This window comes from Micromonospora sp. DSM 43699, from assembly GCF_055517075.1.
The window spans coordinates 36,361-48,715 of record NZ_JBTMMT010000029.1; the positions used below are offsets into that span (position 1 = coordinate 36,361).

11 protein-coding genes are annotated in these 12,355 nt (G+C 74.8%); 4 read left to right on the top strand and 7 right to left on the bottom strand.

Going from position 1 to position 12,355, the window contains the following annotated elements:
* Positions 1 to 55: 55 nt before the first annotated feature.
* On the bottom strand, positions 56 to 553 hold the full coding sequence (locus AC0AIB_RS16320) for a potassium channel family protein (protein WP_328338699.1): 498 nt from the start codon (positions 551 to 553) through the stop codon (positions 56 to 58).
* Positions 554 to 620: 67 nt separating this feature from the next.
* Here AC0AIB_RS16320 and AC0AIB_RS16325 point away from each other — a divergent pair, with 67 nt between their 5' ends.
* The gene (locus AC0AIB_RS16325; protein WP_328338700.1) at positions 621 to 1,073 is read left to right on the top strand and encodes a GNAT family N-acetyltransferase; all 453 of its coding nucleotides are present in this window, start codon (positions 621 to 623) and stop codon (positions 1,071 to 1,073) included.
* Between the two features lie 79 nt (positions 1,074 to 1,152).
* On the opposite strand, the gene AC0AIB_RS16330 is transcribed toward AC0AIB_RS16325, so the two are convergent.
* Genes AC0AIB_RS16330 through AC0AIB_RS16345 form a run of 4 tightly spaced genes read right to left on the bottom strand, consistent with a single transcriptional unit; the run spans position 1,153 to position 8,794 of the window.
* Positions 1,153 to 1,872, bottom strand: coding sequence for an ABC transporter ATP-binding protein (locus tag AC0AIB_RS16330; protein ID WP_328338702.1), 720 nt, complete (start codon positions 1,870 to 1,872; stop codon positions 1,153 to 1,155).
* A complete protein-coding gene (locus tag AC0AIB_RS16335; protein ID WP_328338704.1) occupies positions 1,869 to 2,867 on the bottom strand; it encodes an ABC transporter ATP-binding protein in 999 nt (332 codons plus the stop codon). Before AC0AIB_RS16335 ends, AC0AIB_RS16330 begins: the two co-directional genes overlap by 4 nt.
* 1 nt (position 2,868) lies before the next feature.
* The gene (locus tag AC0AIB_RS16340; protein ID WP_465096989.1) at positions 2,869 to 5,562 is read right to left on the bottom strand and encodes an FtsX-like permease family protein; all 2,694 of its coding nucleotides are present in this window, start codon (positions 5,560 to 5,562) and stop codon (positions 2,869 to 2,871) included.
* A 43-nt stretch (positions 5,563 to 5,605) separates the two neighbouring features.
* Positions 5,606 to 8,794, bottom strand: coding sequence for an FtsX-like permease family protein (locus AC0AIB_RS16345; RefSeq protein WP_328338708.1), 3,189 nt, complete (start codon positions 8,792 to 8,794; stop codon positions 5,606 to 5,608).
* Positions 8,795 to 8,984: 190 nt separating this feature from the next.
* Between AC0AIB_RS16345 and AC0AIB_RS16350 the strand changes: the two genes are divergently transcribed.
* On the top strand, positions 8,985 to 9,287 hold the full coding sequence (locus tag AC0AIB_RS16350) for a hypothetical protein (protein WP_328338710.1): 303 nt from the start codon (positions 8,985 to 8,987) through the stop codon (positions 9,285 to 9,287).
* Positions 9,288 to 9,461: 174 nt separating this feature from the next.
* Here the strand turns inward: AC0AIB_RS16350 and AC0AIB_RS16355 are convergent, their stop codons facing one another.
* Both AC0AIB_RS16355 and ligD read right to left on the bottom strand, forming a co-directional pair.
* Entirely contained in the window at positions 9,462 to 9,650 is a 189-nt protein-coding gene (locus tag AC0AIB_RS16355; protein ID WP_328338712.1) for a hypothetical protein, read from the bottom strand.
* Between the two features lie 818 nt (positions 9,651 to 10,468).
* Entirely contained in the window at positions 10,469 to 11,500 is a 1,032-nt protein-coding gene (ligD, locus tag AC0AIB_RS16360) for a non-homologous end-joining DNA ligase (protein ID WP_465096990.1), read from the bottom strand.
* 47 nt (positions 11,501 to 11,547) lie between these two features.
* On the opposite strand from ligD, the gene msrB reads away from it, so the two are divergent.
* Together msrB and AC0AIB_RS16370 are read left to right on the top strand one after the other, a co-directional pair.
* The gene (msrB, locus tag AC0AIB_RS16365; RefSeq protein WP_465096991.1) at positions 11,548 to 11,958 is read left to right on the top strand and encodes a peptide-methionine (R)-S-oxide reductase MsrB; all 411 of its coding nucleotides are present in this window, start codon (positions 11,548 to 11,550) and stop codon (positions 11,956 to 11,958) included.
* 116 nt (positions 11,959 to 12,074) lie between these two features.
* Positions 12,075 to 12,332 carry a Prokaryotic metallothionein gene (locus AC0AIB_RS16370; protein ID WP_328338717.1) on the top strand — a complete coding sequence of 86 codons (258 nt, stop codon included), beginning with the start codon at positions 12,075 to 12,077 and terminating at the stop codon, positions 12,330 to 12,332.
* Positions 12,333 to 12,355 lie beyond the last annotated feature (23 nt).

A 12,355-nucleotide genomic window follows, 5' to 3' on the forward strand; every position in this document is an offset into this window, starting at 1 on the left:
GCCCGGCTCCCGACCGGATGTCCGGCCCGAGCCGGCCGGCGACCGGCAGGCCGGGTCAGCGGCGGTTACGGCGTCCCCGCAGCCGTTGCCTGACGAGGCTCGCGTGGTCCGGTGGGGCCGGGTCGGGTGGCAACTCCGGCAACGCGATGCCCTGACGGGCCGCCAACTCCTCCAGCAGGGCCCGCATCCGGCGCACGTCGTTCTTCAGCTCCTCCTGCTCGACGTGCTCGAAGGCGTCGTCGTCGACGATGAGCCGGCTGGCGAAGTGCGCGGTGATCAGCGGGATGACCAGCAGCACCATGGTGGAGATCAGCAACGCGGCCAGGACGCGTCCCTGCCAGCTGGTCGGCGAGATGTCGCCGTAGCCGACGGTGGAGGCGGTGACCACCGCCCACCAGACGGCGTCGGCGGCGCTGCGGTGCTCCACCTGGCCGTAGATCACCCCGGCCACCACGATCATCAACAGGTACGACGTGATGAGCGTCCGGGGCGAGTTGGCAAAGTACACCAGGCCCCGGTAGACCCACCGGAACGGCAACAACAACGGCTCCATGCCGCACCATGCTGCCTTCCGGCTGCCACCTCCGCCCGCCACCGGGTCGTTGTGACAGGCTGCCGCCGTGACCGACGTGATCCTGCGGGAGGCCGTCCGGGCCGACCTGCCCGCCGTGCTGGCCCTGCTCGCCGACGACGTGCTCGGCCGGGCGCGCGAGCACACCGGGGTGGACGAGGCGTACGAGCGGGCCTTCGCCGACATCACCGCCGACCCGCGCAACCAGCAGGTGGTGGCCGAGCGCGCCGGGGAGGTGGTCGGCTGTTTCCAGCTCACCTACATCCCGGGGCTGGGCCGGCACGGTGCGGAGCGGGCGCTCGTCGAGGCGGTCCGGGTCCGTGCCGACCTGCGCGGCCAGGGGCTGGGGCGGACGATGATGAGCTGGGCGATCGACCAGGCCCGGCGGCGGGGCTGCGGGTTAATGCAGCTCACCACCGACAAGTCGCGCACCGAGGCGCACCGCTTCTACCAGCGCCTCGGCTTCGTGGCCAGCCACGAGGGCATGAAGCTCCCCCTCTGAATCCAGCCCCGCCGGGCCACCGACGACCAGCCCATCCGGCCACCGACGACCAGCCCACCCCGCCACCGACGGGACGGGATCAGTCGTCGACCAGGCGGCCGTCGCGCAGGGCCAGCGTCCGGTCGGCCACCTCGATCAGGGTCGGGTCGTGCGTGGCGACCAGGGCGGTCATCCCCCGGGCGTGCACCACCGCGCGGAGCAGGTCCATGATGGCCCGGCCGGTCTCGGAGTCGAGCTGACCGGTCGGCTCGTCGGCGATCAGCAGGTCGGGTTCGTTGGCCAGGGCACGGGCCACGGCGACCCGCTGCTGCTGCCCACCGGACAACTCGTACGGGCGCTGGCGGGCGTGGCCGCCCAGACCGACCAGCTCCAGCAGCACCGCCACCCGCTGTTCGCGTTCCGCCGCCGGGACCCGGGCCAGCCGCAGCGGCACCCCGACGTTCTCCGCCGCCGACAGGATCGGCACCAGCCCGAAGGTCTGGAACACGAACCCGACGGTGCCACGGCGCAGCCGCAGCAGCTCGGCCTCGCCGGCAGCGGTGACGTCGTGCCCGGCCACCCGGACCCGGCCGGTGTCCGGTCGGTCCAGGCCGCCGACCAGGTTGAGCAGGGTGGTCTTGCCGGCGCCCGAGCGGCCCCGGAGCGCGACCAGCTCGCCCCGGCCGGCGGTGAACGAGACCTCGCGGACGGCGTGCACGGCGTGCCGCCCCCGGCCGAACGTCCGGCTCACCCCCTCGACGCGTACCACCTCGTCGGTGACCGGCCCAGCGGCACGGACGGCGGAAACCTGCTCGCTCATGCGTCACTCCCGTTCTGCTCCGGCGTCCGGTCGCCGGGGCGGACCTGCACGTGGTCCGGTGCGAGATCGAGGCGGACCCGGTCCCGCAGCTCCAGGGCCGCCACGAACGGTGCCGGGAGCTGCATCCGACCGGTCCGGTCCAGCACCGCGTACTCCTCGCTGACCAGTTCGGTGCTGCCGTCGACGCCGATCCGCGTGGTCCGGCGTACCTCCGAGGCGGTGCGGCCGTCGCGGATCGCGACGGTCCGGCGGACCTGGTCGGCGACGGCGTGGTCGTGGGTGACCACCACCACCGTCACCCCCAGCTCGGCGTTGATGGTGCGCAGCGCCGCGAAGACCTCCGCACCGGTCGCCTCGTCCAGCTCGCCGGTCGGCTCGTCGGCGAAGAGCACCTCCGGGTCGTTGGCCACCGCCACCGCCACCGCGCAGCGCTGCTGCTCACCGCCGCTGAGCTGGCCGGGCCGCCGGTCCGCGCAGTGGCCCACCCCGACCAGTTCCAGCAACTCGTCGGCGCGGCCCCGCCGGGCCCGGCCGCCACCGCCGCGACCGGCCAGCCGCATCGGCAGTTCCACGTTCTCCCGGGCGGTCAGGTAGGGCAGCAGGTTCCGGCCGGTCTGCTGCCAGACGAACCCGACGGTACGTCGCCGGTAGCTCAACCGGCGGCGGGCGGAGAGCGACAGCAGGTCGTAGTCGGCCACCCGGGCGATCCCCGCGGTCGGGGTGTCAAGCCCGGAGAGGATGTTCAGCAGGGTCGACTTGCCCGACCCGGACGCTCCGACGACCGCCACCAGCTCACCCCGGTCGATCACCAGGTCCAGCCCCTGGAGGGCGACCACCTCGACGCCTTCGGTCTGGAAGATCCGGACCAGGCCGTCGCAGACGATGTGCCCCCGCAGCCGATCCTGCCCACCGGCCCGTTCGGCCGCCCGCTGGGCCGCCCGACGTTGCAGGTCCGCCAGGTCGGGTACGACGGGATCATCCGCGATCGTGGTCATCTCAGCTCTCCTCTCCGAGCCGGAGCACCTCGCCGAGGCGCATCCGACGGTTGTTCAGGGCCTCCACCGCCATGGCGAAGCCCAGCGCGACCGCGCCGAGGCCGACCGTGGCGGCGACCAGACCGGGGGCGAAGCCCACCCGCACCGGCGTGCCGCCGGTGAACGCGGCGAGCCCGAGCAGCGGAGTGAGCAGCACCGGCAGCAGCACCCCGACCAGCGCGCCGGTCAGCACCGACACCCCGACCAGCGGGGTCAACTCCACAAGCAGCAGTCCCCGCCACTGCCGACGGGACAGGCCCAGGGTGCGCAGCCGGGACAGCACCGCACCCCGGGCACGGGCCCCGGCCAGCACGGTGAAGGCGATCGCGAGCAGCGCCAACACCCCGCCGGCCACCGCACCGGCGGCGAACCCGAACGCCAGCAACCCGTTCGCGCCGCCGCCGCCCAGCCGCAGCCGGGTCTGCGTCCAGGTCTGCACCGCCACGCCCCGGGGCCGTTCCCGGCCGGTCACCGCGCCGCCGGTCTGGTAGCGGTGCTGCCCCTCGTCCCCGACCTGACGCAACGCCCCGGCGTCGAACCGGTCGCCGGCGACCAGGAAACCGGTGGGCACCGGCGGGGTGTCCCGTCGGGGCAGCGCCTGCCAGGGCAGCACCACGTACCGGGTGGTGTCCGGCCCGGCCAACGGGAAGTCGGCGACGGTCCGGGTCGGCATGAACTCGTACCGCTGGCCCTGCACGGTGACGAAGGCGGACCGCAGGCCGGCGGCGGCCAGGTCGGCGGCGACCGCCGGGGAGACCACCGCCGGCACCGGCCCGGCACCCGGCCGGGCGTCGCGCAGCGGGCCGGGCACCGGGACGTCCCGACCGGCGGCCCGCGCCGTGCGGACCAGCGCGGGGCCGTCGACAAGCAGCACGGCGGTGTCGCGCAGCCGGGCGTCGGTGCCGTCGGCGTCGGTCGCCAGCCGCTGCGCCGGCCCGTCGGCCAGCCCGGTGGCCGCCAGTACCCCGGGCAACCGTTCCAGCGCCGCGCCGGTGTCCGGGGCGAGCCGGTCCCCCCGGATCAGCGCGTCCGCCGGCACCGCCCGGGTGGCGACGTCGTCGCGGGTGGCCTCGATGCCGGTGGCGACCACGGCGCAGAACGCGGCGGTGGCGACCGCGAGCACCACCACGACCAGCGGGGTGGCCGCCGCCGCCCGACCGGCGCGGGCCGTGCCGAGGAAGGCCACACTTCCCCGGGTACGCGCGGCGAGCCGGCCGGCCAGCCGCACCGGCCACGGGTACAGCCGCAGCGCCAGCACCGAGGCGGCCACCGCGACCAGCGCCGGGACCGAGACCAGCAACGGATCGACCTCGCCGGGGGTGAGGCCCCGCCGCCGCAGCAGCACCACCGCGAGCCCGGCCAACAGCACCAGGGCGGCCTCGGTGGTGGCCCGCCGCGCGGACGGCCGCAGCCGGCCCAGGTCCCGCCGCCCGAGCACCCCGGCCGGTACGGCCAGCGTCGCCACCGGCAGCGCCAGGGTGACCAGGGCTGTCGCGCCGACGGCGAGCGGCCCGGTGTCGCCGGGCGCACCGGGCAGCAGACCGCCGAGCAGCCAGCCGAGCCCGGCGGCGGGCGGGACGACGAGCAGCGACTCGGCGAGGCTGCGTCGCAGGCCGGTGGTGACGCCGCCGCCCCGGGCACGGATCAGCACGAACTCGGCGCGGCGGCGACGCGCGGTCGAGGCGGCGGCCAGCACGACCAGCCCGGCCAGTGTCGCCAGCACCCCGGCGGTGATGACGGCGAGCAGGGTACGCGCCGAGCCGACCGCCCGGCTGAACTCGCGTAGCAGGACGTCGACCCCCTGGGTAAGTTCCGTGCCGGTGCCGCTGTTGTCGGCCCTGGCCAGCCGCTGCACCCCGGCGACGAGTCGGTCGATCCGTCGGACGTCGATGCCGTCCACACCGAGCCGGTAGCGCCAACTGAACGACATCGGCCGGCCCTCGACGGCCAGCCGGTCCAGCGCGCCGACGGCGACCACCCCGACCAGCACGAACGGCTCAGCGTCCCCCTCCGGTTCGATCACCTCCAGCACCGCGGGCAGGGCGTCCCAGCTGCCGTCGGCCGGGTCGACCGGCCGGAACAACCCCACCACGGTCAGCGGGGTGGGCGGGCTCTGCGGGTCGGGCGCGGCGAGCACGAGTCGGCTGCCGACCCGCAGCTGGAACCGGCCGGCGAGGTCGGCGGGCAGGGCGACAGGCACCGGGGTCTCCCGGTCGGCCGACCCGTCCGGCCAGCGCCCGTCGACCAGGGTGCCCACCGTCTCGATTCCCGGCATGGCGCGCAGACCCAGGTTCACCAGGTGGTTGCCCCGGGTCAGGTCGGGGCCGGTGACCCGGCCGGCGGGGGTCTGCGCGGTGTACCAGCGGTGCGCCACGGCGGCCCGCACGTCGGCGGGCATCCGCTGCTGGAGCGCGTCCAACTCGGCCGCCCGGCTGCTCGGCGGTGGGCCACCGGCGAAGGGGCGGGTCGAATACGTGAGGTCGAGGCGGGCGGCCGGCGCGGCGGCGAGGTGTTCCCGCAGCCCCTGCCCGGCCAGCCGGTTGACCACCCTCGGCACCCCGCCGACCAGCAGGGCGATCACCAGCGTCAACGCGGCCAGCAGCAGGAACTGCCCGCCGTGGGCGCGTACCCGGCGGATCACGGCACCGATGCTCATCGCTGGTTCTCCCCCTCGCACAGCCGTCCGGTCGTCGCTGTCCTCACCGGTCTCCCCCGCCGCGTAACCGGGCGACGGCGACCCGCTGCCGCAGGCCGGTGGCCATCGCCGCGCTGCCGGCCAGCGCGGCCAGCAGCAGCCCCGCCGCGGTCAACCCGATCGGGGTCCAGGCCAGGGCGAACGCCGGCTCGGGCACCGGTCGCCCGGCGGCCGGGGTGAGCACGACAAGCGGGGCCATGGTGGCCCCGACCGCCGCGCCGAGCAGCAGGCCGACCCCGACGCCGATCCCGGCCAGGAAGGTCTGCTCGGCGAGCAGCGCCCGGGCCAGCAGCCGGGGTGACGCGCCGAGGGTGTGCAGCACCGAGAACTCACCGATCCGATGCCGGGCGGTGGCCCAGACGTCCACCACCAGGCCGACCAGGGCGAGCAGCACCGACCCGAGGGCGGCGGCCAGCAACCCCGTCCGGGCACCCTGCCAGTACGGGTCGTCGGCGGCCACGGCGGCGGCCTGCCGGCGGTCCAGCAGGGTCACCCCGGGCAGCGCGGCGGCGGCCCGGGTCGCCCCGGCAGGCGCGGCGGGATCGACCCGCAGCCACCACTCGGGCACCGCCCGGACGGTGCCGGAGTTCCGGAGCAGCCAGTCGGTCGCGGCGGGCAGGTCGAGCAGCACCCCGTCCCCGGTGGTGGCGGGCAGCGCGGTCACCTCCCCGACCAGCCGCACCGGCAGCGAGACCCCGGACAGCGCCAGCACCACGGTCTCCCCGGGCCGGACGTTGAGCGCCGCCCGCACGGCCGGGGTCATCAGCGCCGGTACGGCGGGGTTCGGGCCGTCCGGCACCACCACGAAGCGGGACGACGGCTGGTACGCGTACCGCCCGCCCGCGACGAGCCCGACCGGGTGGGTGGCGGTCAGCCCGGCACCGGTGACCGTGGCGCTGCCCTGCTCGGCGGACTCGGCGGGCTCGGCGGCGGCCACCCGCCACCGGCCGGTGAGCGGGACGGTGGTGGGCCGCGCGTCCGGGCCTGCGGTGCGCAGGTCACGTACCTGGAGCGCGTACCCGCTGCCGGCGCTGTCCCCACCGTCGGCTTCGAAGCCGGCCAGCCGCAGCCCGTCGCCGGTCGGCAGGTCGACGGTGAACGCGACGGCCCGCCCGTCGCTGCCGGCGCTCGCCACCGGCAGCCGGTAGGCCAGCCCGTCGGCCCGGGTGAGCAGCACCGACACGGCGATCCGGTGCGGGCCGACGGGCTGCTCGACGGGGGTGCGGACGGTGCCGGCGAGTCGGCGGGCGTCCGCCGGCAGGGGCACCCCGACGGCCGGTCCCCGGGCGGCGGCCAGCGCCGGGAACAGCTCCCGCGCGGGCCGGTCGGCGAGCCGGTCGCTGAACCTGACCACCTCGGCGGCGTGCGCGGTGTCCAGGCCCAGCACGGTGGCCTGCCGGTCGTCCCGGCCGACCCGGACGTCGTCCCGCCAGGCCGGCAGCGCCCGGTCGACCCCGGGCAGCGCGGCGAGCGCGGCGGCCCGGTCGGCGGGGGCGGCTCCGGTGCGTTCGACCAGCCGCAGGTCCGCGCCGACGGCGTGGTCGGCCTGGTCCGCCTGGGACCGTTCCCCGGTGGCGACAAGTGACCAGGCCAGGGTGCTGCCGCCGACGGCGAGGGCGAGCAGCAGCACCGGCCCGGCGTGCGGACGCCGGCCGGCCTGCCACATCCCGAAGATGGTCGCGGTCCACGGTCGCCTGTCGACGAACCGCTCGGCGAACCGGGTGGCCGGCGGGAGCAGCCGCAGCGCCACCACGGCACCGGCCAGCACTCCCAGCGTCGGCGCGGCCACCAGCAGCGGGTCGACGCCGAGGTCGTTGCCGGCACCGGCCAGCGGGGAGGAGTAGCGGCGCAGTTGCACCCAGGCCAGCACGGCGAAGGCGACCAGGGCCAGGTCGAGTCCGGCCCGGCTGATCGTCCCGGTGCGGTCGGGCCGGGACCGGGCGGCCAGGTCGGCCACGTAGGTGCCGGCACCCCGCAGGGTGGGCGCGACCATGGCGGTGAGGCAGCCGACGGCGGTGGCCAGGGCCGCCGCCCAGACCCAGCCGCCGCCAGCACCGCCCAGGTCGACCGGGCCGTCGGCGGCGAGCCGACGCAGCGCCCCACCGGCGAGCAACGGCCCGAGCAGGGCGGCCGGGACGACCACCAGGGTCGCCTCCCGGGCCGCCAGGCCGACGAGCTGGCGGCGGGCCGCGCCTCTGGCCCGCAGCAGGGCGGTCTGGGCGCGGCGGTCCTCGTGCAGCAGGGCGGCGATCAGCACCAGTGCGTATCCGCCGAGGACCACGATCAGCAGCAGCGGGGTGGCCAGGGCGGAACGGCCGGCCAGGTCGGCCCGGCCGATCCGGTCGATCAGCCGGTCGAGTGTGGTCACCGCCTGCGCGGAGGAGCCGAGCCCGGCCGCCTCGGGAACCTCGGTCGCGGCGGTGGCGACCGCCCGGCGCAGCGCGGGCAACCGGTCCGCCCCGACGGCGGCCAGGTCGGGCGCGACGACCCAGGCGGCGGAGACCGCGCCGGGGAAGGTGGCCGCGAAGTCCGCCGGGTCGAGCACGAACGGCCCGCGCGCGGCGTCGGCGTCCGGGGTGACGCCGAGCCCGGGGGCGAGTCGCCAGTACGGATCTGCCGGGTCGCGGGGCCGCCAGGTGCCGGAGACCGACACCTCGGTACGCCTGTCGGCGCTGCGGTCGCGCATCGGCACCCGGTCACCGGCCCGCAGGCCCAGCGTGCCGGCGACCTTCTCCGGCAGGGTGGCCTGGAGCGGGCCGGCCCCGGCGGTCGGCCAGTCGCCGTCGACCAGGTCGGCGTGCCGGGGCAGGTCGTCCAGGGTGGCCAGGGTGGCGAAGACCGGGTCCGTTCCGGTGCGGACGGTCGCGCCGAGGTCGCCTGTGAGTTCCCGTCCCGTGCCGTAGCGGGCGGCGGCGACCCGGACCGGGGTGGTGCCGAGGGCGGTGCGGAAGCCGTCCCGGACGGCCCGGTCCCGGGTGGCGTACTCGGCGGGGTCACGCCCGCCGGAGCCGCTGACCAGCAGGCTGCGTTCCTCGACGGGCGCGGCGGCGATCAGGGCCCGCTGCCCCGCGTCGACGGCCCGCCGGTTGTAGTCGGCCAGCCCGGTGACCAGCGCGATCGCGACCAGTGCGGCGGCTGCTGCCGCGAGCAGCAGGCCGCGCGCCTCGCGGGCCCGCCTCCACACCAGCTTCATTCCGTCGCCTCCCCCGGGTCGGCCCGGGGTCGGGCCGACGGAGAGCAAGAGCGGTGACCCGGCGGGAAAGGTTCGCGCCCGTTACATGATCGTTACCCTGAGCCGTCGGTCGGCCGGGGTGTACGGGGCTGCGCGGCCCGGCCGGAGCCGAGGTCGTCCGGGTCGTCGTCGATCTGGTTGGATCGACGGCATGGAGATCGCCCTCATCATGTCGAGCACTGCCCTCGTGCTGGCGCTGCTGTTGCAACTCCCCCGCCGGGACGGCCGGGGCGACGCGTCGTTCCGGCTGATGGAGATCGAGCGGCGACAGCGGCTGATCATGGAACATCTCGGCATCGTGGACCGGGGCCCGACCCTGCCCGGGGTGCGGGACCACCTGGCCCGGGGCGAGAAGATCAAGGCGATCAAGGCCTACCGGGAGGCGACCGGGGTGGACCTGCGCACCGCCAAGGAGGCGGTCGAGGCGATCGCCGAGGGCCGCCACCCGGCATGATCCACTCAGGTGGGCCGATGTTGCGCGGTCGAAGCCTCCCGAATGCCGCAACATCGCCGACATTGAGTTGAGCATCCCGGCCGACCGCTACTGCTCGACCACACGCGCCAACCGCAGCCTGCCGACTGGGGGTCGCCCCTCCGTCAGCCCCACCGTGCGGCCCGCCGACTGGGACTAGCCCTTTGTCAGCTCCGGCCGGTGCTCGCGGATCCACGCCTCGACGTCGACCTTCCGCCAGACCTTGCCCATCGCCAGCACGGCCACGGGTTCCGGGAAATTCCGCTGGTTGGCGATCACGGACGCGCGCTGCCGGGAGACGTTCCCGAGCATCGTCCTGATCTCCGACACGCCAACGAGGTCCACGGGTTGACGATGACAGCATGAAGCCCACTCGACTCCGACAACTACGCAGGCTGTTGCACCCGGCCCCGTCCCCGACGGAACTGTTCGACCGCTTCCTGTCCTGGACGGCCCGGCCACCCACCCGGGCCGCGAGCGCACCGGCGCGTTCTTCGGCGATGGTCCGGCGGCCCACGCCAGACGACAAGCACCAATCCGAGCCCGGAGCGGAGCCGAACCCGGAATACGAACCGCAAGCCGCTCCGGGACCTGAAACCCACCTCGGAGCGGAAGCTCGATCCGAGGCCGGAGCCTGATCCGGGACCGGAGCCCCGCATGACTCGGATGCCTACGCCGGACCCGAATGGGGATCCGTCCGGAAGACCGAGCGGCGGAAGCTATTTGACGAGCAGGGTCAGCAGTCCGGTGAGCGCGACCAGCACCGCCGCCACTCCGGTGAGCACGGCCGGCAGGATCTTGAGATATTCCAGGATCACGGAATGCTGGCGTCGGGTCCCGCCGATCCGCTGCTCTTTCCTCGTCGTGGCCGCCATGGTGAAAACCCCTGTCCGAACTCGCGCGCGGTCGGATGAGCCGGAGCCGCCGGCCGACCCGCAGCCCGGACCGAGGGGCGTATGCCCTGGTCACGCGAGTGAAGTCGACTTCCGCGCATCCCACCTTTCATATTCGACCGTAGGCGCGGCGACCTGGCGGGCGCAATCATCAGTACCAGAAAGAGTCTGGATGAAAGCCATTTTCACGCGTGGGAGTGGCATTGGACGCAAGTGATTCGCACAAACACCGACACCCCGGCATAGCGACGACCACCGGGCTTTCCGTGCTCAGTCGACGATTTCGTCGGCCGGGCGCTTCGCCCGGCTCGGCTGCACCCGTTTCGGCTCGCCGGGCATCTTCGGATGGTCCGGCGGATAGGGCAGATCGCCCAGCCCGTGCGTGGCGTCCCGATCCGCCCAGTCGAGCAGGGGCGTGATGTCGAAGGATCCGTCGTCGATGCCCGCGTGCGGGTCGCCCCGCTCGGCCAACCGGGCCGGCACCGTACGCAGGTCGAAGTCGTCCGGGTCGACGTCGGGCAACTCGTCCCAGCCGACCGGGGTGGAGACGGTGGCCCGTGCGGTGGCGCGCAGCGAGTATGCGCAGGCGATGGTGCGGTCCCGGGCCATCTGGTTGTAGTCGACGAAGACCCGCTGCCCCCGCTCCTCCTTCCACCAGGCGGTGGTGACCAGCTCGGGGCGGCGCCGTTCCAGCTCCCGGGCCAGCGCGATGGTGGCCCGGCGCACCTCGGTGAACGTCCAACGGGGGGCGATGCGCAGGTAGACGTGCAGCCCCCGGCCACCGGAGGTCTTCGGCCAGCCGGTGACGCCCAGCTCGGCGAGGATGCCGCGCAGCTCGGCGGCGGCGGTGGCCGCGTCGGCGAAGTCGGTCCCGGGCTGCGGGTCGAGATCCACCCGTAGCTCGTCGGGGTGGTCGACGGCGGCGGCGCGGACCGGCCAGGGGTGGAACACCACTGTGCCCATCTGCGCCGCCCAGGCGACGTGGGCGAGATCGGTCGGGCGCAACTCGTCGGCACCGCGCCCGCTGGGGAAGGTGATCCCGACGGTCCGCACCCACGGCGGCACCCCCCGGGTGGGCACCCGCTTGGAGTAGAACGCCTCCCCCTCGATGCCGTCGGGGAATCGTTGCAGGGTGGTCGGCCGGTCCCGCAGGGCGCGCATGATGCCGTCGCCGACCGAGACGTAGTAGTGGAAGACGTCGGCCTTGGTGAAGCCGCGCTCCGGGAAGATCACCCTGTCCGGGCTGCTCAGCCGGACTGGGTGCCCGGCCACGTCCACCTCGGTCGCCGTCGCCTTCGCCATGGCGCGACCATATGCGATGCCCCCGACATCCGACGTACGGTTGACGGGTGAGTCCTGACGAGAACGCACTGCCCCGCACCGAGGACGAGTGGCGGGTCCGGTTGACCCCTGAGGAGTTCCGGGTGCTGCGCGAGGCCGGCACCGAGCGCCCCTGGACGGGCGAGTACGTCGACACCAAGACCCCCGGCGTCTACCACTGCCGGGCCTGCGGGCTGGAACTGTTCGCCAGCGACACCAAGTTCGACTCGCACTGCGGCTGGCCGAGCTTCGACGACGCCATCCCGGGGCGGGTCCGGGAGATCCAGGACAGCAGCCTCGGCATGGTACGTACCGAGATCCGGTGCGCCCGCTGCGACAGTCACCTGGGGCACGTCTTCCACGGCGAGGGTTTCACCCCGAAGGACACCCGGCACTGCGTGAACTCGGTGTCGATCCGCCTGGAGCCGCGACAGGGCTGAGCCCGACACGCCGGTACGGAACACCATTTTCCCCATCGAATCGAGCATTTCGCCACCAGGCACGCCGTCGTGGTCGCAGGCTGGGAGACCAGTGCTCTATTCGGAGGGTGGGACAGGTGGCTACCTGCGAGGTCTGCGGTAACGACTACTGGATGGCGTTCGAGGTGCGCACGGTCAGCGGTGACGTGCACACCTTCGACTGCTTCGAGTGCGCGGCGCACAAGCTCGCGCCGATCTGCGAGCACTGCCAGGTGAAGATCATCGGGCACGGGGTGGAGGTCGGCGGCCGGTTCTTCTGCTGCGCGCACTGTGCCCGCGCGGTGGAGTCCCTGGGGGCCGAGATCCGCGACGCGGTAGGTGCCCGCCCGGCCTGACCCACCGCGGTCCGGTGCGGGGC

What these genes read in the sequence shown, in the direction of transcription:
- AC0AIB_RS16320 (WP_328338699.1), bottom strand. Translation starts at nt 553, where the DNA reads ATGGAGCCGTTGTTGTTGCCGTTCCGGTGGGTCTACCGGGGCCTGGTG.
- AC0AIB_RS16330 (WP_328338702.1), bottom strand. Translation starts at nt 1,872, where the DNA reads ATGAGCGAGCAGGTTTCCGCCGTCCGTGCCGCTGGGCCGGTCACCGAC.
- AC0AIB_RS16335 (WP_328338704.1), bottom strand. Translation starts at nt 2,867, where the DNA reads ATGACCACGATCGCGGATGATCCCGTCGTACCCGACCTGGCGGACCTG.
- AC0AIB_RS16340 (WP_465096989.1), bottom strand. Translation starts at nt 5,562, where the DNA reads ATGAGCATCGGTGCCGTGATCCGCCGGGTACGCGCCCACGGCGGGCAG.
- AC0AIB_RS16345 (WP_328338708.1), bottom strand. Translation starts at nt 8,794, where the DNA reads ATGAAGCTGGTGTGGAGGCGGGCCCGCGAGGCGCGCGGCCTGCTGCTC.
- AC0AIB_RS16350 (WP_328338710.1), top strand. Translation starts at nt 8,985, where the DNA reads ATGGAGATCGCCCTCATCATGTCGAGCACTGCCCTCGTGCTGGCGCTG.
- ligD (WP_465096990.1), bottom strand. Translation starts at nt 11,500, where the DNA reads ATGGCGAAGGCGACGGCGACCGAGGTGGACGTGGCCGGGCACCCAGTC.